At 64.0% G+C, this 19,423-nt stretch carries 12 protein-coding genes and 1 pseudogene; 5 read left to right on the top strand and 8 right to left on the bottom strand.

Annotated elements, in window-relative coordinates; genetic code table 11:
• The first annotated feature begins 366 nt into the window (after window positions 1-366).
• The gene (locus F0P96_RS17270) at window positions 367-1,125 is read left to right on the top strand and encodes a DUF72 domain-containing protein (protein WP_151080174.1); all 759 of its coding nucleotides are present in this window, start codon (window positions 367-369) and stop codon (window positions 1,123-1,125) included.
• Between the two features lie 443 nt (window positions 1,126-1,568).
• Here F0P96_RS17270 and F0P96_RS17265 read toward each other — a convergent pair whose 3' ends face one another.
• From F0P96_RS17265 to F0P96_RS17250, 4 genes and pseudogenes are all read right to left on the bottom strand, one after another.
• Window positions 1,569-2,444 carry a tyrosine-type recombinase/integrase gene (locus tag F0P96_RS17265; protein ID WP_235917511.1) on the bottom strand — a complete coding sequence of 292 codons (876 nt, stop codon included), beginning with the start codon at window positions 2,442-2,444 and terminating at the stop codon, window positions 1,569-1,571.
• Window positions 2,445-2,478: 34 nt separating this feature from the next.
• A pseudogene (locus F0P96_RS17260) lies at window positions 2,479-2,718 on the bottom strand (Arm DNA-binding domain-containing protein); the annotation flags it as partial.
• Window positions 2,719-2,851: 133 nt separating this feature from the next.
• Window positions 2,852-3,466 (bottom strand): cupin domain-containing protein, encoded by a 615-nt coding sequence (locus F0P96_RS21335; protein ID WP_151080171.1) that lies wholly within the window; start codon window positions 3,464-3,466, stop codon window positions 2,852-2,854.
• 78 nt (window positions 3,467-3,544) lie between these two features.
• On the bottom strand, window positions 3,545-4,375 hold the full coding sequence (locus F0P96_RS17250; RefSeq protein ID WP_151080170.1) for a helix-turn-helix domain-containing protein: 831 nt from the start codon (window positions 4,373-4,375) through the stop codon (window positions 3,545-3,547).
• 378 nt (window positions 4,376-4,753) lie between these two features.
• On the opposite strand from F0P96_RS17250, the gene F0P96_RS17245 reads away from it, so the two are divergent.
• The 3 genes from F0P96_RS17245 (at window position 4,754) to F0P96_RS17235 (ending at window position 9,526) form a co-directional block, all read left to right on the top strand.
• Entirely contained in the window at window positions 4,754-7,414 is a 2,661-nt protein-coding gene (locus F0P96_RS17245; protein WP_160619870.1) for a T9SS type A sorting domain-containing protein, read from the top strand.
• Between the two features lie 148 nt (window positions 7,415-7,562).
• Complete coding sequence (locus F0P96_RS17240) at window positions 7,563-7,877, top strand: hypothetical protein (protein WP_151080168.1); 315 nt, start codon at window positions 7,563-7,565, stop codon at window positions 7,875-7,877.
• Between the two features lie 50 nt (window positions 7,878-7,927).
• Window positions 7,928-9,526, top strand: a complete 1,599-nt coding sequence (locus F0P96_RS17235) for a T9SS type A sorting domain-containing protein (protein WP_151080167.1) — start codon at window positions 7,928-7,930, stop codon at window positions 9,524-9,526.
• 228 nt (window positions 9,527-9,754) lie between these two features.
• On the opposite strand, the gene F0P96_RS21255 is transcribed toward F0P96_RS17235, so the two are convergent.
• The 4 genes from F0P96_RS21255 to F0P96_RS17215 all read right to left on the bottom strand — a co-directional run bounded on the left by F0P96_RS21255 (window position 9,755) and on the right by F0P96_RS17215 (window position 19,033).
• Window positions 9,755-9,925, bottom strand: a complete 171-nt coding sequence (locus F0P96_RS21255) for a tyrosine-type recombinase/integrase (protein ID WP_262714373.1) — start codon at window positions 9,923-9,925, stop codon at window positions 9,755-9,757.
• A gap of 182 nt (window positions 9,926-10,107) precedes the next feature.
• Window positions 10,108-16,944: a hypothetical protein gene (locus F0P96_RS17225; RefSeq protein ID WP_151080165.1), complete on the bottom strand. Its 6,837-nt coding sequence runs from the start codon at window positions 16,942-16,944 to the stop codon at window positions 10,108-10,110.
• A gap of 412 nt (window positions 16,945-17,356) precedes the next feature.
• The gene (locus tag F0P96_RS17220) at window positions 17,357-17,779 is read right to left on the bottom strand and encodes a response regulator (protein ID WP_151080164.1); all 423 of its coding nucleotides are present in this window, start codon (window positions 17,777-17,779) and stop codon (window positions 17,357-17,359) included.
• Between the two features lie 90 nt (window positions 17,780-17,869).
• Window positions 17,870-19,033: a PAS domain-containing sensor histidine kinase gene (locus F0P96_RS17215; RefSeq protein WP_151080163.1), complete on the bottom strand. Its 1,164-nt coding sequence runs from the start codon at window positions 19,031-19,033 to the stop codon at window positions 17,870-17,872.
• A gap of 192 nt (window positions 19,034-19,225) precedes the next feature.
• Here F0P96_RS17215 and F0P96_RS17210 point away from each other — a divergent pair, with 192 nt between their 5' ends.
• The gene (locus F0P96_RS17210; protein ID WP_151080162.1) at window positions 19,226-19,414 is read left to right on the top strand and encodes a hypothetical protein; all 189 of its coding nucleotides are present in this window, start codon (window positions 19,226-19,228) and stop codon (window positions 19,412-19,414) included.
• The last annotated feature ends 9 nt before the right edge of the window (window positions 19,415-19,423 follow it).

Here is a 19,423-nt window from a genome sequence, read left to right as displayed (position 1 = left end):
GGGCCAACATCACGCTTTGCTTAAATCGCATTACCTAATCCCCAACACGCTCTTAGTCCCCACCGTCAGCGGATAACGCTCAACTAAGATCCCTTATCCGGAAAGTGAAACGGCCGTAACTGTTGCAGAAGCAAGGCAGTCAGCGAAGCCCGGAGCCAACTTGAGGAGCAGGGACCCAGCGTAGCAGCGCCGTTCGTTGGCGTCGGCGGCGTGCCGGGCCTTCGCGCGGCATCCCCCTGCTTGGCCTGCAAAAAGCGCTGCGATGACCAGCCGATGATCCGTTGGGCCCCGTGAAGATGCGCTTGGGGTAAAACGCCGCGGCCGCGTGGTCCGTTAGACCCCGAAACGCCCACCTACCTCCTTCCCATGCCTGCCCTCCTTGGCACCCTGCGCACCGGCACCAGCGGCATTGTGGTGCCCGGCCCCAAGGCCACTTTTCCGGCGGCCTACCAGGCAACGAGCCGCCTCACCTACTATGCCACCCTGTTTAACTCGGTGGAGATTAACAGCACCTTCTACCGCATCCCCCAGCCCAAAACGTTTGCGACCTGGGCCGCGGAAACCGGCCCGGCGTTTGTCTTTACCCTCAAGCTGTGGCGCGATCTTACGCACACCACCGCCCTTGCCGAGGACCTCTCCGGCCTGGTCCGCTTTCTCGAAGCCGCCCGGGCGTTGGGCCCCAAAAAGGGGTGCCTGCTCCTGCAGTTCCCGCCCAGCAACACCCTTCGCCAGCTGCGCGCGGTCAGTGCCCTCTTGACGGCGCTGGCCGTGGCAGACCCCGCCCGCGAGTGGCGCCCAGCGGTGGAGTTTCGCCACCCCAGCTGGTATGCCGATGATGCGTTTGAGATGCTGGACCACCACGGCGCCAGCCTGGTGCTGCACGACAAAGGGCCCGCCCGAAACGCCCGGCTCAACGAGGGGGCCGACTTTGTGTATATGCGCTTCCACGGCCCGCAGGGCAACTACCGGGAGTCCTACGAGCGCGACTTTCTGCACGACCAGGCCGAGCAGATCCACGACTACCTCCAGGAGGGGAAAGACGTGTACGCCTACTTCAACAACACCTTGGGCGCCGCGTTTGCCAATGCCCACGACCTGCAGCGGCTGGTCGCGGAGCGGGCGTGAGCCGTACGACGCGCGTCCGGGGGCAGGGGGACGCTGGTTTCCAGGGCCCGGTTGTGGTAAACCACAGCACGGGCCTGTCGGGATAAACCCTCGTGGCTGTTGCAGAACCTAGGTGAGTCAGTTTGCAGCTGAATAACGGGAGCTCCCATCCCGCCAGGCCCTTTGCGGAGGGGACTTGCGAGGCTTGGTGACAGGCTTAGCCGCAATGCTCGAGTGCGCAAATGACTTCTGCAACAGCCACCCTCGTTTGGCTAAACAACTCAACGCCTCATCCGCTACCACACAATTTGGCATCTGCGTCGTTGTTTAGGCTTCAATAAAACGAAGCTATTGTTGAATTATACGGCTTGTGAGTTGGTAGAACTGTACAAGAAAAACTTGCGCGGTGCATCAACAAGCAGTGACACCGCGCCAGCTCTGAATGCACTAGTAAGCGTCGGGCATTACCCCCACGCCTTCTCCATCTGGCTGCGCTTTTCGGCGTCGGCTACCTTCACGTAGCGCATCAGAGTTTTTATGTCTTTGTGACCGGTGAATTTCATGATGACGGCCGGCGGCATGCCGCGCTCCAGGCTCTGGGTGACGAAGGTGCGCCGGCCGGTGTGAGAAGAGAGCAGCTCGTGTTTCGGCAGCCACTCCTCCACCCGCTGGCTGCCGCGGTAGTGCACCACCTGCACCGGGGTATCGAGGCCACAGTGTTGGCCCAATTCCTTCACGTAGGCGTTGAATTTCTGCTGGGAAAGTAGGGGCAGGCCTTGCGGGTAACACTCCAGGATGGCGCGGGAGTAGCGGTTCAAATCCAAGTACAACCAGTCCCGCGTTTTCACCGTGCGCACCACAAGTTGGTCGCCTTTGATTTGGTCCGGGCGCACGGTGCTGAAGTCGGAATGGCGCAAGCCCGTGGTGCACGCGAGCACCAGCAAGTCACGCACGCGGGCCAGCCGCGGCTCGGCCGTCAGGTCGTAGTGAACCAACGTCTCCAACTCGTCGCGAGTAAGGTACACCACGTCGGTTTCGGTGTGGCGCAGCGTTTTGAACTTGCGGAAGGAGTTGTTATCCGTGAGACCTTGTTCGCCGGCGTAGCCCATCACCACCTTCACGCGCTTGAGCTGGTTGTTGGCCGTTCCGTTGGTCATGGCCAGGTCCTTGGTCAGGAAGGTGACGAAGTCGTGGTAAAAACGCGTGTCGATGCTCTCGAAGGTGAGTTTGCGCCTGTGTTGGGCGGCAAAACGCGTCAGGTGGTTGAGCGTCGTTTTATAATGCTTGATGGTGCCGTGGGCTTTGGTGGCCTGCGTGGTTTGAATGTACTCGTCGAACACCGCCAAAAAGCTCCTGGTAGCAGGTTTGCCTCTCTCAGAGGCTGTGACGTGGCGCTTTTGACTTCGGCTTGGCCGTCATGCCGAGCCGTTCCCGGATGTATGCGGGAGTGGGCTCTTCCCGTTGCTGGTTCGCTTCGGCGATGATCTGGTTGAGGGTGGCCAAGAAGGATTGCAGCCGGCCGTTGAGGGCCTTCACGTCATCGGAATTGCCCGACACTTTGGCCATTCGGTCGTGCCACTGTTCGGGGCCGATTTTCTCGCCAGTGGAGAAGTGATAGTTCTTGCTTTGATAGACTTACTGCACATACACGGTCGTCTTGCCGAAGCCAATGCGGTCGTTGCGGAGGCGGAGCTTGGTAGCTGCCATGAGCAGGGGAAGAGCAGTACCTGCGGTGTATTTTAGCACCTTATTTCAAGCCGTACTGCCGCATGAGCGGTGCGCGCTGATCATGAAATTCCACGATGCCGTACCGGGCATTAAGTGCGTCGAGGCGCGCCCGCAACTGTGGGGAGTTTGGGGACCAGCCCTGGTGTTCAGCTTCAGGCAGCAGCCGCGTGAAGAGTTCCTCGAGGTAATCTTCCAAGTTTTGGTGGAAAAACATGTCCAAGAAACGGGCCGGGGCAGTCGGGCTGCTGTTCCAGAAGGTGTGGGGTATCCCGTGCGGGCGGAAGTGCAACCCGCCCGCCCGCACTTCAACGACCTCGGTGCCGACCAGCACGTGCACGGTGCCCTCCAGCACGTGCATCAGTTCGTCCAACTCCCGGTGCACGTGGGGTGCGGGGCCCATGGTTTTCGGTGCGAGCACGCCCTCAATGCACGAAAATTGCCCGTTGGTCTGCCGGTGGCGCACCCGAGTGCGCACGGCTACGCCGGCAGGGCCAGGCAATAAAGTTGGCCCTGGAGGCACGTAAAACGGAAGTAATGAGCCTGTTGGGTGGAGAGATTGTGCTGCCAGGGCCGTGAGTACGGGGCCACAAAAGCCAGCAGCTAGCGTCGAGGAAAGAAAGGCACGGCGTTCCATAGTGCCGCGAACCTAGCGACATCGGGTGCCGTGGCAGTGGTAAAAAACCGACAACGCATCGGGGCTTGCTTGTCGTGCCTAGCTTTCCTGCCACCCGAAAGCCCGCTCCGGGGCGCGTTCGTCCTGCTGAAACAAGGTCGTGGGGCTGGCCCCGGCCAAGTCGCGAAAGTCTTTGGCTAGGTGTTGCAGGTCGTAGTAGCCGCAGGCCAGCGCGGTGCTGAGCCAATCTTCCTGCGGGCAGTGAAACCGCCGCCGGTAGGCGTGGTGCAGGCGGGCAATGCGGGCAAAGGTTTTCGGACCTACGCCCAACCGCTCCCGGCACTGGCGTTCCAGTTGGCGCGGGCTCAGACAGCTGCGCCCGGCCAAGTCCACCACCGACGGCGCTCCTGGAAACTCCACCACCCCGCTGGCTATCCGGTCGACCGGCAGGGCGGGGCGGCGGCCCCGGTGGGCCACTGCCAGCAGGAAGCCTTCCACCAGGCGAATCATCTCGTCGTAATCGGTGCTGCTGCTTAGATGTTCGCTGAGCCGGCGCACATCCGGGGAAAACACACTTTCCGCGTCGACATGCGTACCGGTTAGCTCGCCAGCAGGCAGGCCAGTGAGGCGGAAGAGCGCCCCGGGACGAAACACGACGATCAGGGCCAAAAAATCGCGGCCCACGTGCAAGTTGACGCGTTGCGTGGCTTGCCCCACCAGCACAGCGCGCGGCTGCGCTACCCAGCGCTGCGCGGCCGGGTACTCCACGCGTTGCCCCTCACGGGGAAAGAAAGTCAAGCACTGCTCGGGGCGCGGTGGGTAAGGCTTGAAAGGCAGCACCTCCCCGGGCTGGAACACAAAGTGCCGCAGATGGTAGCACGCCACATACTCGCGCAGCTCCGGCCGGGGATGGAAGTCCTGAAAAATCATACTTCAAGATACAGTCCCAGCGCGAGTATTGTAGCGCCCGGTTGATTGAAGCAACGGCCCAACTGCCGACTTACTGCCAACTAAAGCAAAAGCAATCGGCGCTCTGAGGTTGTGCGCCAAGCGCCTGCTGCTCAATGCAAATACCAGGAAGTAGGTATTGCCATGGGTGCTGGCCGGAGGTACCTTTGTCGGTTGGGGGCTGATGGTGAGCTTCGTTCCGCCCCCGTGTATACTTCTCTACCCGCCGCGGTCCGCGCGACTAGGCGCGCCCGTTTTACTTTGCTTTGCATGCCGCACTGCTACCCTTTCCTGCGCCGTTGCGCCCGCTTCTTGATGTGTGTTTCTGCCCCCGCCGCGTGCGGCCGGTGGGCCCTGCTTTTGCTCTGCAGCCTTCTCTGGGCTGCACCGGGGCATGCCGGTGCCCCCAGCGGCACAGCCGCGTCCGTGCCGGGGCTGGCCACTGTGCTCAACCCCGACGGCACTTTGCGGGCCGGCGCCGCCGGCTCGTTTAACGCCACCGGTTACCGCCTGGTCACCGAGCGAAGCGGCCGCCCCCGGTTCCGCCCCGTCGAGGTGGCAGGTACCGGCGACGAGAAGTGGCGCCCCGGCTTTGGACTTCCGGGTACTGGGAACGATGTCTACGCCTTGGCCGTATCGGGCTCGACAGTCTACGCCGGCGGTATCTTTTCTTTGGCCGGCAGCGCCGTTGCCAATTGCATTGTGCAATGGAATGGCACCGCCTGGGTACCCCTGGGCGGGGGTGTGAGCGGCTCCTATGCGCAGGTGAAGGCACTGGCGTTGGTCGGTACCGACCTTTACGTGGGCGGGTATTTCACTACTGCGGGCAGCGTACCGGCGCGCAACATCGCGAAGTGGAACGGCACGACGTGGAGTGCCCTGGGGGCGGGCATCAGCGGCCAAGTAAACGCCATAGCCGCAATGGGCGGCGACGTCTACGCCACCGGCGAGTTCACCGCCGCCGGCGGGGTAGCGGCGCGCAACATTGCCCGCTGGGACGGATTGACGTGGAGCCCACTTGGTACCGGTCTCGATTACCGGGCGCATGCCCTGGCCACCGTGGGCAACGACCTTTACGTGGGCGGGTATTTCACCACCGCTGGTGGGGTAGCCGCGCGCAGCATAGCTAGGTGGAACGGCACCGCGTGGAGTGCGTTGGGGGCGGGCCTGGTGTCACCGGTGCTTGCCCTGGCCGTGTCGGGCTCCGACGTGTACGCTGGCAGCTTGCTGGTCACCGTCGGCAACACGCCGGTGCCCACCGTCTCCCGCTGGAACGGAACCACTTGGAGCGCACTCGGTACGGGCCCAGGCAACCACGTGCAGTCCCTGGCTTTCGTGGGCAACGACCTTTATGCGGCCGGCGAGTTTTCCACTGCCGGCGGTGCCCCCGCCATAGGTGTGGCCCGGTGGAACGGCACCGCATGGAGTTCTTTGGGCACGGGCCTCAATAACTCGGCGTGGGCGCTGGCGGCGGCCGGAAACGACCTCTTCGTTGGAGGATACTTCACCAAGGCCGGGGGCCTTGCCACCCACCGGGTAGCCAAATGGAACGGCGCCGCCTGGAGTACCCTCGGCACGGGCCTCAACAGCACTGTATTCGCGCTGGCCGCGACGAACGCGACCACCTACGCCGGCGGGGACTTCATTACTGCCGGCGGCCGGCCCGTAGGTTACGTGGCCAGTTGGAACCCCGCCGCGGGCTGGAACCCCTTGGGTTCCGGCGTCAACGGCCGGGTCAGCGCCGTAGCCGTGGTCGGCACCGCCGTGTACGTCGGCGGTGATTTTACCACCGCGGGCGGACTGCCCGCCAACCATATTGCCAAATGGGACGGCACGAACTGGTCCTCTCTGGGCACGGGCGTCGACGGACAAGTGTACGCGCTGGCAGTGATGGGCAATGACCTGTACGTCGGCGGCCGGTTTTACGCGGCCGGGGGCATCGGGGCCAGCAACATTGCCAAATGGGACGGCACGAACTGGAGTTCGTTGTCCATTGGCGTCAGCGGCACGGTCAGTGCCCTGGCGGTGCAGGGCACGACCCTGTACGCCGGGGGCAGCTTTACGGCGGCGGGCTATTCGGCGGCCAATAACATTGCCAAGTGGGACGGCACCGCGTGGAGCCAGCTGGGCACCGGCACCAACAGCACAGTGCTGGCGCTGGCCGCCACCGAAACGGAAGTGGTTGCGGGCGGCTATTTTACCACGGCGGGAAGCTTGCCAGCTAGCCGCGTCGCCCGCTGGGACGGCACTGCGTGGCGCTCCTTCGGCCCGGGCGCCGACAACTCGGTACTGGCCCTAACGGCGTTGGGCAACGACGTGTACGCGGGCGGCGCTTTTACCCAGATTGGCGGCGTGGCGGCCAGCCGCATTGCCAAGTGGGACGGCACCGCGTGGAGCACCCTGGGCACTGGCCTCGGCCCCGCGACCAACACCGGCGTCAACGCCCTAGCCATGTCCGGCGCGCACGTGATGGTCGGCGGTTCGTTCACGACCCTGGGCGACGGCAGCATGGTATCGGCGTTCCTGGCCGACTACGACGCCACGCAGGCGCCTGCCCTCACCGGCTTTGCGCCCGGCCGCGGCCGGGCGCAAAGCCAAGTCGTGCTGACGGGCACCGGCCTGACGGCTGCCAGCGCCGTGACGTTCAACGGCACGCCGGCGCAGGCCTTTACGGTCCACTCGCCCACGAGCCTAACCGTGACGGTTCCCCCGGGCGCGACGTCGGGCCCTATAGCCGTGACCACGCCCGGCGGCACGGCCACCAGCGCCACGCCCTTCGAAGTAGAGGTGCCCGCCGACCTGGTATTGTATCCCAATCCGGCCCGCACCGCGGTGACGCTGCTGCTGCCGCCGGCCGCGGCGGAGCGGCCGGTCGTGGTGGTGGACGCGCTGGGCCGGCAGGTGCGCACCGGCACACTGCCCGCGCAGAGCTCCGACGTTTCCCTGCCATTGGATGGCCTGAAACCAGGCCTGTACTTGGTACGCTGCGGCACCAATACCGGGCGCTTGGTGGTGGAGTAATGCGCAGGGCGAGGTAACGCGCTTGCCCGTTTTCGCAAGCGCGGCTTCTCGCGCCTCCTGCTCCCCGGTAACGCCGCCGCACTTTCCTGCCTCCCTTCAGTATTGCCCCGTGACGCTTTTTCGCTCCTTTCTTCTGCGGCACCTTGCTGTGCTGCTGCTCACCTTGGTGGGCTGCGACAAAGAAACACCCGCACCAACCCCGACGCCCGCACCTACAACTCAAACCGGCAGCCTCACCGGCCGCCTTGCGCCTGCCGGCTCCGCCTCGCTGGTGCTATACGGGCTTGGAACGACCTATACCCCGCTACCGGATCCGGTGACGGGCGTGCTCACCCTGCCGGAGTTACCGGTAGGGTCCTATTCCCTGGTCATCACGCCTAAACGCGGCTACAGTGCGGTGCTGAAAAGCCTTCCTGTGCTGATTGCCGCCGGGCAGCGCCCGCTGCGGCCGATAGCGTGGTAGTAAGCACCGCGGGCGGCCAGTTCACAGCCAGCGTCAGCCACGGAGGAGAAGTGGCTGTTTCCAACGCCGTGACCATCAATTACACCCCGCCGCCCGCTATTCTGAGCGTCTCGCCGGGCTCGGGTATTGCGGGGTACACCACGGTGGCACTCGTCGGCAGCACCTTCGCCAATGTCCAGAAGGTCTTGTTTAACGGGGTGGAAGCCCCGGGCTTTTCGGTGATGAACTCCGGCCAGCTGCTCTCTGTGCAGGTGCCGCTCAAGGCCACCACCGGCCCCGTTACGGTGGTAACGGCTTGCGGGCAGGGCAGCTCGGCGCAGCCATTTGAAGTGCAGCCCAGTGTAGCCGGCCTGGTGCCGCCGGCCGAGTTGCCGGGGCAGTTGATTACCATCAAGGGCCTGAACTTCACGGGGGCCACGGGCCTGGACTTCAACGGCGTGGCCGCGGCCCCCGGCTCGTTTACGGTACTCAACGACAGCACTATTCAGACAACAGTGCCCGTGGGCGCGGGCAGCGGGCCGGTGCAGGTAACCACACCCATTGGGCCCAGCGTCAGCTCTACCTCGCTCAACGTGCTGCAAGTAGCCGCGCCCACTGCCAACACGTGTTATACGTCGCTGCCGGTTAGTAGCACCGGCGACGCAAAGTGGCACTACCTGCTGTCGTCGGATGGGCAGGTAGTAGCGGCCGTAAACGACCAGGGCGTCGCGCTCGGCACGGTTTCCGTGGAATACCAAACTACCGGATCCGGCTTGCCGGTGCGCCTCGACCCGCAGAGCCAGCCCTACTTCGACCGCAACTGGCACTTTATCGCCCAAAACACGTTCCCCGGCCGGTCGGTGCGGGTGCGCCTCTACGCCTTGCCTGCCGAGCTGAGCCGGTACCAGGCTGCCGGTGGTTCCGCCTTGCTCAGTGCGCTTCGGCTGACGCAGTACCAAGGCCCGAACGAAGACTGCGACCTGAGCAACGACGCGGCGGCTGGAACACCCGGCACCGAGGTGCGCGAGCTGGTGCCCAGCACCAGCCAGCCTTTGGGCGCGGCTTACCACCTGCTGGCCGAAGCCGAGGTGCAGAACCATTTCTCGGAGTTCTTCCTGGGAGCCGGCCGAAGCGGTCCGTCGCTGCCCGTGGCGTTGGTCAGCTTCACGGCCGAGCGGCGCGGCACCGCTGCCTGGCTGCGCTGGGCCACGGCATCGGAAAAAAACAACGACCGGTTCGACATCGAAGCCTCGGCTGACGGCCGGCAGTTTCGCCGCATCGGGCAAGTGGCTGGGCACGGCAGCAGCGCACAAGGTTTCACGTACTCCTTTACCGACGCGAACCTAGACGCGTACGGCAGCTCTGCGGTCTATTACCGCTTGCAGCAGGTGGACCTGGACGGCACCGTGCACCAGAGCCCGGTGCGCGTGGTGCAGGGACCGGCAACGCAATTGCTCGCCGTGTGGCCCAACCCGGCACGAGAAGGCGTGCAGATCAGCGGAGCCACGGCCGGCCAGCCGGTGCGCGTGCTCGACGCCGTGGGCCGGGTAGTGGCCAGCGGTATCATGCCGACGGCCGGACCACTTTCGCTGAAGTTGCCGGTGCACTTGCCGGCCGGGGTGTACACCGTGCACGCACCCGGGCACACTGTTAAGTTACTGGTGCACTAACGCTGTTTTTCCAAACAACAACGGCCGCTCCAAACTGGGCGGCCGTTGTTGTTTAGGTGCTTTTCGTGCCACTCATTGTAGTTTATCATGGCAGCCGTTCAGTTCGATGATAGCGTTAGGAGTAGCGTTAGTTTGCCGGCATAACCTAACAAGTGTATAAGTGAGGCTCCTGTGCTGCATCAGATTGATGTATTACCCAAGCCTTGCGCGTTCTGGTAGGAGTATGGATTACTCCCGTGTCTTCTCCATCAGGCTGCCCTTTTTAGCGTCGGCAATCTTCACGTAGCGCACCAGGGTTTTGATGTCTTTGTGGCCGGTGAACTTCACGATGACGGCCGGGGGCATGCCGCGTTCCAATCTATGAGTGACGAAGGTGCGCCGGCTGGTCCGAGCATTTATCCGCCGTTTAGATAAACGATCCAGACATATTGTGTCGTCCTAAAAAAACGGGCCATCGAGAACTTAGGAACGTGCGGGGCGGTATTAGGATGTTTTCTGCTCCTACGGTTATCAAGCAAGCATAAAAAAGCCGTCGGCCTAAGTGGCCAGACGGCTTTTTTCAGATGGACTATGACGTGCTGTTATTCCACTACCAAGCGTAAGGCCTGCGTGCCGTTGCGCACAATGTAGAGGCCGCCGGCCAAACCCTTCGGTAAAGTCAGTATTGCTTTGCCGCTGGTGTCGACCCCCGCTGAGGCCACACGGCGGCCGAGCGCGTCGATTACCTCGGCCAGTGTGCCCGGTGCTGCGCCAGTAAGCGTAGTGGCGCCCACGCCGGATGGATTAGGAAACAACGTCAGCCCGGTACCCGCGTAGCCCAGTGCCACGGTGCGCACCGGCGAGTAGGCAAACGTGCCGTCCGTGTCCACTTGCCGCAGGCGGTAGTAAAGCAGCGTCGCGCCAGCTGGTAGCTTCGCATCGACCAGCCGATAGGAATGAGGGGTGCTGCTGGTGCCGGCGGCGGCCACCGTTCCGATAGCTTCAAATGTGCGGCCGTCGGGGCTGCGCTCCACTTCGAAGCGGTTACTGTTCTTCTCCGAGGCCGTGGCCCAGAACAGGCGCACGACTGAGTTGCCCTCGGGCGTGGCCGTGAAAGCACTTAACTCCACGGGCAGCGGGTTGGCCGAGTTCCCCAGCGTCCAAACCGAGAAGTCGGCAATGCCGGTTTTGGTCACTACGTTCGGGCCGGCTGTGGTGCCGCGCTGCGGAATCCAGGGCGTACCGCCGCTCACCGACTTGAACAGAGCCAGATTGGCTGCTGGGATGCCGTTGAGCTCGTGAGCGAAGTACCCAAAGTTCATCGTCACGTTCAGGCCCGTGTTAACTGCGGGCTGGATGTCGAAGTAACGCAAGATGCTCCGGCTCGTGCCTGCCCCGGCGAGGGCCGTGCCGGTGGTGCGCGTCACTAGCGTTGCCCCGGGAGCGGAGGAGCTACTGGCCGGAATCAGTGACAGTCCAAGCCCACCGAAGGCTTCTGCCGAGCCAGGGGCCAGCGTGCGGTTCGCGGCTACTTTGCCCAGCACGTAGCTCGTTTCCTGTTCCGAAAGCGTAGCCGAACTGCCCAGCGTGATAGTGCGGGCCCCGGTGGTCAGCACACCACTCGTCATGGTCAGGGCCCCGGTGGTTGTCAGGTCGTTGGTGAGGGTTGCGCCGGCTGCGTTGTTGATGGTCAGGTTGGCCACGGTGCCCGGCAAGCCGGAGCCGGTAATTTGGGCGGCCGGGCCGGTGTACTCGTAGCTGGCCCCGGCATTGAAGGAGCGGGCCGTTGTGGTTTGCACCGCGCCCGTAGCTGTGCCGAGGGCGCTGATGCCAGCCGCGTTACCGGTCTTGAAAACGGCCCCGCTGCTGAGTACAAACGAGCCGGCTCCGCCAATGATGTAGGCGCCTGTAGTGGCGGTGGCGCCGCCGACGGTCAGCGTTTTGGCTGCCGGCACCGTCAGGCCGCCGCTGGTCAAATTCAAAGATCCCGAAACGGTTGTTGCAGCATTGGTTAGCGTTACGCCGGCTGCGTTGCCAACCGTAAGCCTAGCCACCGTGGCTGGCAGACCGTCGCCGGTGGCTTGGGCTGCGTCGCCGTTATATAGGTAGTGAGCTTGGTCGGAAAAGCTGCGGGTGCCCGTCACTTGTACGGCTCCAGAGGCCCCGCTTTGGCTGATGCCGTTGGGGTCGCAGATGCCCAGCGTCGCGCCCGGCTCCAGCACAAAGCGTCCCGCTCCGCTTACGATGTTGCATGGGTCGCCGGTGGTGGCGCGGTTAAGAGCGCTGCCAGGTTCCCGGAACAACAACGAGGCGCCCGAGCGCACGGTAAATTCATTGGTTACTGTCAGGTTGCTGGTGAGGGTGGCTACGCCGCTCGCCGCCACCGTCACGTTGGCGTACATGCCGCTCACGTTCTGTGGTGTGCTTACCAGCAGGTTGCCGGGGACGATGGTATAGGTTTCGCCGCTCACCGAGGCACTGGCCAAGTAGGCATTTGTAAACGAGTCCTGTACCAAAGGGCCGGTGCCGGGAACTGCCAGCCGAACCGAACCGTCGCCGTTGATGCCGGTCAGGGTTACGTCGTAGGTAGTGCCTCCCGAAGCCGCTACCGGCACCACGCCGCTCACCGTGCCGCCCACGCCGCCCGTACTCACTGCCGCAAAGCTGGAGGCGGCCACGCCGGTTACGGCCTCGTTGAACACCACCCGGAACGTCACGTCCGGGCCGGTAGCACTCGTGGTAGTGGGCAGCAAGCGGGTCGAAGCCGCCACGAAGGGCTGCACGCCGTCTACTTTAATCCCACTCGTCGCTGGAACGCCGTTTAGGGTCCGGTTGGCGGCTACGCCGCCGCTACTCACGATGCTGCCGCCGTTCAAGGCCGTGGCAGCGGCCAAAGTAATACCATCCAGGTCCAGGTCGGTGCTGGCCACGGTGCGGCTGAACTGTAGGGTTGCGGTGCCGCTGCCGCTTACCAATGTAGCCGGTACGGAAGAAGACCCCATTACCAAGTCCAAGGTAGGAGTGCCGCTCACGGTTACCGGCGCATCGAATACGACCGAAAAGGCCAAGGACTGGCCTAGTTTATAATTCTGGGAAGCCGGCACGCCCACACTTACCACCACCGGGGCCGAGCCGGCCGATACCGTAAAGCTGCCGGTGCTCGTGGCCGTGCCCCCGGGCGTGGTTACCGAGATGGGACCTGTGCTGGCCCCGGCCGGCACGCTCACCGTAATCTGAGTGCTGGAATTGACCACAAAGCCCGGCGCCGCCGTGCCGTTGAAGGCCACGGCGGTGGCTCCGGTAAAGTTGGTGCCCGTGAGCTGCACGCTGGTGGTAACCGGGCCGCTGGTGGGCGTAAACGAGGTCAGGGTAGGCGCGGGGCACGAAGTCAGCACCACCGTATTGGATGGCCCCGAGGTGCTGCTGCCCACTGTGGCCGTGGCCGAATAAGAGCCGACCGTGTTCGTAGTGAGCGGATTGGTAGTGCTGCCGCCGGGCGTAAACGTGAACGTGGCCCCGGAAAGGGCCGTGGCCGTGGCGTTGAGGCTGCCATCGGCCTGAACGCGGGCCAGGTAGTCGGGCGCCGAGGCCACCCCGTTGTAGCTCAGGAAGGAGCCCCCGGCCAGCACCTTGCCGTCGGCTTGGAGGGCAATGCTAAACACGTCGGCAAGTCCGAAGCCGGTGCCGCCGGTGTTGAAGGTGTTGTCGTGCAGGCCGGCGGCCGTCAGCCGCAGCAGGCCGCCGGGCACGGTAGCCCCGTTGTAGCTATTGGCTGGGGTACCAACCAGGATTTTGCCATCGGCCAGCACGCTCACGTTCCAGACCACGTTGTTGAAACCGTCGTTGGCAAAGCCTGCCCCGTTGACGTTAAAGGTATTATCGAGCCCCCCGGTGGCGGTGAGGCGCACGAGGTGGTCGGAAGCCAGCGTGTTGAAGTTGAAGCTGCCGCCGGCCAGCACCTTGCCGTCGGGCTGCACTGCCACGGCCCATACCCGGTTGTTGATGACGGACGGGCTGCTGTCGAAGGTCAGGTCGCGGCTGCCGTCGGCATTCACGCGCAACAGGTGAGCCACGGCCGCGCCGTTGTAGGTGTTGAACTCACCGCCGGCCACAATCCTGCCGTTGGCCTGCAAAGCCAGGGCGAGGATGCCTCCGTCTACGCCCAGCCCGCCGGGGTTGAAGGTGGCGTCGCGGGTACCGTTGGCGTTGAGGCGCACCAGGCCCACGGGCACGGCCACCCCGTTGAGGGTGCCGAACGTGCCCCCGACCAGAATTTTGCCGTCGGGCTGCAGGGCTACGGCCCATACCACGCCATCGAAGCCGTTGCCGATGTTGAACGAGGTATCCAGGGTGCCATCGGCGTTGAGCCGCAGCAGCTTGCCCGTACCAATTCCACCGGAACTGCCAAAGGCGCCGCCCACCAGGGTTTTGCCATCGGGCTGCGCTACCAGGGCCAGCACCTCGCTGTTCACCCCAGCCACACTTGCATTGAATGTGTTGTCAAGCGTGCCGTTGGCATTGAGCCGAACCAAGTAGGGTTGCGAAGCGCCGTTGAATTGGGTAAAGGTGCCGCCGGCTAGCACCTTGCCGTCGGTTTGCACGGCCAAGGCGCGTACGGCGTCGTTGAAGCCGGTACCGCCGGGAGCGAAACCGGGGCGGGTGCCCGTGGCCGTCAGAGTTTGGGGCGCGCAGGCGCTGAGCGGGCCAGCCGGGCTCAGGCTGACCTGGGCATCGAGCATGGGGGCGTAGGTGAACGAGGCCGGGCTACTGGCCACTGCCGTGGCTGTGCTTACGGTAATGGGGCCTGATGCCGCCGCCACTGGCACTACGGCCGTGATGGTGCCGGCATTGACCACGGTGAAGCGCAGGGCCAGCGCGCCCGTACCGAAACGCACACCCGTGGCCCCGGTCAGGTTGGTGCCCGTGATGGTAACCACCGCCCCGGCAGCCGCACTTGCCGGGCTGAAGCCCGTGACGGCGAAGGCCGTGCTGACCGGCTCGTACACCCCAAAGCCGTAGCTGACCTTGCTGCCGTCGCCGACGGCGGTGAAAGGGCCGCCGGCGTACACGTTGCCGCCGGGGGTAGCCCCCAGTGCATATACGGCATTGTTGAGGCCCGTACCGAGCATACTCCACGTGCCGCCGTTCCACTTCGCAATGCGGCTGGCGGCGGTGCCGCCGGCCTGGGTAAACTCGCCGCCCGCGTAGAGGTCGGTGCCATTTAAGGCCAGGGCCTGCACCCGGCCGTCGGTGCCGGTGCCCAGGCTGCTCCAGGCAGAGCCGTTCCAGCGGGCTACGTTATTGGCCGGATTGCCCCCGGCCGCAGTGAAGGTGCCGCCCACGTACACGTCGGTGCTGTTCACCACCAAAGCTTCTACTAGGCCGCTCAAGTCGATGCCGTTGGCCGTGCCGGTGCCCAGGCTGCTCCAGGCCGAGCCGTTCCAGCGGGCTACGTGGTTGGCATCCAGCGAGCCGGCCATGCTGAAGGCGCCGCCGAGGTAAAGGTCGGTGCCGCGGACGCCAAAAGCGAGGACGAGGGAGTTTACTCCCTCGTCGGCACCGGTGCCCAAGCTGGTCCATGCCGTACCGTTCCAGCGGGCCACGTTGGTGGTGGTCACGCCGCCGGCTGCGGTAAATTGTCCGCCTACATAGAGGTTAGACCCAATCACGGCAAGCGCATTCACAAAAACGTTAGCTCCGTCGTCAATGCCCGCCCCTAGGGCGCTCCAACTCGTGCCGTTCCATCGGGCCACGTGGCTGGCTGCGGTGCCGCCGGCGTTGAGAAAGCGGCCGCCCACATAGAGCGTAGTGCCGCTCACGACCATCGCCTCCACAATTCCGTCGGTGCCATTGGCCGTGCCGGTGCCCAGGCTGCTCCAAGCCGTGCCGTTCCACTTGGCCACGTAGTTGGCTGCCACGCCACCCACTTGGGTAAAGGGGCCGCCCACATACACATCGGCCCCGTTCACGGCTACTGCCCGGATGTCGTTAATACTCCCCCCAAATATGCCGTTGGCGGTAGTCGTGCCAAAGGGGTTCCAGTTGGTTCCGTCCCAGCGGGCCAGGCGGTTGACGGTGGTGCCACCGGCCGTGGCGAACAAACCGCCCACCAATACACTAGTACCATTCAGCGCCAGGGCCTGCACGGTGCTGTTCACGCCGTTGGCGGTGCCGGATCCGAGGCTGCTCCAGGCCGAGCCGTTCCACTTGGCCACGCGGGTAGCCGTGAGGCCGCCTGCCGTCGAGAGAAGTCCGCCAACATATACATTGCTCCCCGACACTGCGAGAGCAAAAACCAAAGAACTCACCCCGTTGGCGCTGCCGTCGGTGGCGGTGGTGCCGGTGCCCAGGCTGCTCCAAAGTGTGCCATTCCAGCGGGCCACGTTGCGCGCGGCGGTGCCACCAGCGGTGCTGAATGCACCTCCCACGTATACATCGCTCCCCGACACTGCGAGGGCATAAACCAAAGAGTTGACCCCGTTGGCGCTGCCGTCGGTGGCGGTAGTGCCGGTGCCTAGGCTGGTCCAGGTGGTGCCGTTCCACTTGGCTACGTTGCGCGCGGCGGTGCCACCAGCGGTGCTGAAGGTGCCCCCGGCGTACACGTTGCCGCTGCCGTCCACGGCCAGCGCATTCACGGTGCCGCCCACGCCGTTGGCCGTGCCGTCGGTGGCGACGGTGCCGTTGCCCAGCGTCTGCCATGCGTTGCCGTCCCAGCGGGCCACCCGGTTGGCGGGGTTACCGCCAGCTGCCGTGAAGCTGCCGCCCACATACACATTCGTGCCTTGCACGGCCAGTGCACTCACGGTTCCGCCTACGCCTTCGGCCGCTCCGGTGCCCAAGGTGCTCCAGGTGGTGCCGTTCCACTTGGCCACCCGGCTGGCGGGGTTGCCACCGGCGGTAGTGAAGCTGCCGCCCACGTACACATTACCGCTGCCGTCCACGGCCAGCGCATTCACGGTGCCGCCCACGCCATTGGCCGTGCCGGTTCCGAGGCTGGTCCAGGTGGTACCGTTCCACTTCGCCACGCGGTTGGCTACCACATTACCTATTATGGTAAAGCCCCCGGCTACGTAGGTATCGGTGCCTACCTGTACTACGGCCTGCACCGCGGCGTTGGCCCCGCGGATACCGAAGCCGTCCTGCCAGTTTTCGTCGCCTGTTCCTTGAGTACTGTAGGCACTGGTTGGTCGAAATACCGGCCGGCCATCGGGTGCTGCGGCCATTGTGAAAGCACGGGCATCAAACGAGCCGTTAATGCCCGCCCGCAATGTGCCGTCTGGGTTAAGTGCCTGGCCGAGGGAAGGCGTGTTGGTGCCGGATTCATTGCTGGGTCCGGCTGGGGAGCCAGCCCAGGCCGGTACTGCCAACAAAAGCATCAGCAGCATCACCGCGTACCGACTTAATCGATTGGTGTATTTGTGTGTAAAGGGTACAATCATTTGCGAGTCCGGAAAAAGCCAACTCAAAGGTTCCGACACAATAGTTGTCCATCCAATACCCGGATCCAGGTATTTTTAGTGCTAACTGGCTCTGTTGCTTGTAAATTATTTCGTCAGTCGAAAAACCCTAGCTGCTGCTACAGGACTTATAAACGCTTGTTGATAAGTACTATATGAAAAGTCGAATTGCCGCAAAGGCTGGGTCCTGTTTCCATCCCTACATGAGTAGGATGTCGATGATGTAGGCCTTCCTGAAACGGCTCTTATGCATGGGCTACTAAGAAGGATGGGCAGAGTCCATTCCTCTCTTTCAGCTAGTGTACTACACAGAAAAGCCTACCGGGGTCCGGTAGGCTTTAAAGTTCGGCGCGGGCGTATGCGTGCTTGGGTTGCGCGCGGGGGCCGGCGGACGTCAATCGGAGGGAAAATGACGCTGAAAGTGCAGCTTGAGAATGGTGTCGAGCTTTTCCTTGGTCAGGGGCTTGCTGACCAGGCCGGCGATGGGCAGGGCCTCGATGCGGGCCAGGTCGGCCGAACTCATGGAAGCCGTGTGCAGCACAATCACAACCGTTTGCTGCGCGGCTACGGGCAGACGCTGGTACGCTTCCACGAAGGCCATGCCGTCCATGCCGGACATCTTGACGTCGAGTAACACCAAGACCGGGCTGCTGGGGTTGGCATCGGCCGCCAGGTCCTGCAGGGCGGCTAAGGCTGCTTCGCCGTTGGTGACGGCGAGGTAGCGGTCGGCGACGTGGAGCTGCTGAAGCAGGCGCTCATTGAGGTCGTTGGTGAGCGGGTCGTCATCGACCAGCAGCACGCTGGAGAGCTTTTTCATCGATAACGGGGCGCTGGCGACAACCAGCAAAATGCCGCGCGTGGGCCCAAGGGGAAAGGCTACAAAGGTAGCGCCAAGGCGTATAGGGGGCTAGGGCAGCTCGATAAAGAAGGTGGTGCCTTCCTGCTCGCGGCTTTCCAGCCAAATGGCCCCGCCGTGCAGCTCGACGATTTGCCGGGCAATGAACAGGCCCAGGCCGGTGGTGATTTCGCCCTGCAGCCCGGCGCGGCGGGTGGGGTTGAATTTGTCGAACAGGTTGCCGTGCAGCTTGCTGGGAATGCCGATGCCCGTGTCCTGCACCGTGAGCAGGGGCTTGCCGCCCTGCTCGCGCAGCCCGACGGTAACGGTGCCGCCGGCCGGCGTGAACTTGAGCGCGTTGTGGAGCAAGTTGTCGAGCACCCGGCCGAATTTATCGGGGTGCAGGCGTGTGTGCAGGGCAGCCGGCGGCAGGTCCAGCTTCAGCCGAATTCCCTTTTCCTCCGCCGCCAGCCGGTGCCGCTCCAGCTGGGCGGTCAGGTAGGCGCTTAGGTCGGTGGGACGCTTCTGCATGCCGTGCTCGTCCAGGTCGCCCACGTAGAGCACGTCCTGCAACAAAGCGTGGGCGTGGGTGCAGGATTGCTGAATCAAGGCCAGATAGTGCACCATCTCGGGCGGGGGCGGGGCCGCCCCGCTGCGGCTGGCTACTTCGCGCTGCAGCAGGTCGGTGAGCAGCTCGATGTGGGCAATAGGCCCCTTCAAATCGTGGGTGGCCAGCTGCAGAATGGTTTCCTGCGCGTCGTAGAGGCGCTTCAGGGTGGCTTCAAGGGTTTTACGGGCGGAAATGTCCTCTAGGATTGTGTAGCCCAGTTCGCCGCCTTCGTCGGGAAACAGCACCGAGTGCACCTGGCACCAGAAGGAAGAGCCGTCGGCGCGCATCAGGCAGGTTTCGAGCGTGAAGGCCGGCAGTTTGTGCGTCCACAGCCGCTCTTGCAGCTCCTGCCAGTCGGCGCGGTGGTCGGGGTGGGCAAAATCGATGATTTTGTGGCCCACCAGTTCCTCGGGGCGCGTAAAGCCGAGCATGGCCAGCACCGCTTGGTTGACCTGGCGGATGGTCAGGTCGGGGGTAATGATTTTCTGGCCCAGCGGCGAGTTTTCAAACACCGTGCGGAAGCGGGCTTGACTTTGCTCATAGGGGTCCTGGGGTGGGCGCGGGGCGGCCCCGGTGCTGGGGCCCTCCGGCACGGCGGCGGGGGCGGAAGGGGGCTCTTGCGGCATGAGTCACGAAAATAGTCTGTGGGGTATACGGGCAGCTGCCGCCTGGTAGCCATGCCGCTTGCCAATTGGTAGCTGCCCGTAAGTGTCTATCACCTCGGGGAGCGGGCAATCCGCCTCAAAATCCGTATTTATCTGTGCCAAAATCCGTTAAGTCGAGCTTGCCCCTGCGCGGCCTAGCTGCGAGCTTTGTGTATGCAAACCGATGCCCCTCTCTCCAGCCCCGTGCAGCGTCAACAGGCGGTAGCCTTTGTCCTGCGTCTGGCGCAGGGCACGCGCCTGGAACCGCTGGTACCGGAGCAGCAGCTGCTGGCCGAGTTCGTCGCCGGCGAGCTGACGCTTGACGAATTGGAGGTACAACTGGAGCAGCAGGCGGCGGACTGACCGCCTCAC

The sequence above is a fragment of the Hymenobacter busanensis genome (genome assembly GCF_008727865.1).
GTDB classification, from domain to species: domain Bacteria; phylum Bacteroidota; class Bacteroidia; order Cytophagales; family Hymenobacteraceae; genus Solirubrum; species Solirubrum busanense.
This window is presented reverse-complemented; position numbering and strand designations above follow the sequence as displayed.